Source organism: Salinimicrobium oceani, from assembly GCF_012037645.1.
This window is the reverse complement of the sequence record NZ_JAAVJR010000618.1, coordinates 1-453: the sequence shown is the minus strand read 5'-3', so window position 1 is coordinate 453 and position 453 is coordinate 1. Positions and strand designations below refer to the sequence as shown.

Annotated in this window: 1 protein-coding gene; it reads left to right on the top strand. The window is 34.2% G+C overall.

Features of this window, described 5'->3' with window-relative positions; genetic code table 11:
* Positions 1-268 (top strand): hypothetical protein (locus HC175_RS23955; protein WP_209310090.1); only part of this gene is annotated, 268 nt, incomplete at its 5' end.
* Between the last annotated feature and the right edge of the window lie 185 nt (positions 269-453).

Below are 453 nucleotides of genomic sequence, written 5' to 3'. Positions count from 1 at the left end.
CCTTAGCTACATTGTTTCTTTTGCAAGGTTCGGGAAAATTCCCGGGCTGCATTTATATTCAGCTGTTTCTGCCGGATACGCTCAAAGCATATTCTTTATTGTATTATTTGTTTTTGGGTTTTATCCCTGGATGTTATATCTGGTTTGTATATGGGGAATAATTGCTTACACTGAAAAAATAATTATCCTGTTTAAACTCGATGACATTAAAATTGGGGTGAAAGGATTGTACTGGTTATTAAAAAAAGAGAAGGAGCAAGCACACTAACGATTTTATATGGAATAAGGGTGGTCAATATCATGACCATCACAAATCTTGACATTTTCGCACAGGAAATCCATATGCCAATTCAGGATTTGTTGATAAGGATGGGAATTTTTTTTAGAGCTGAGATGAGTTTCTAAACCTGACACAGTATAATGAAAAACTTAAAAGAAAAAAATGTTTGGATC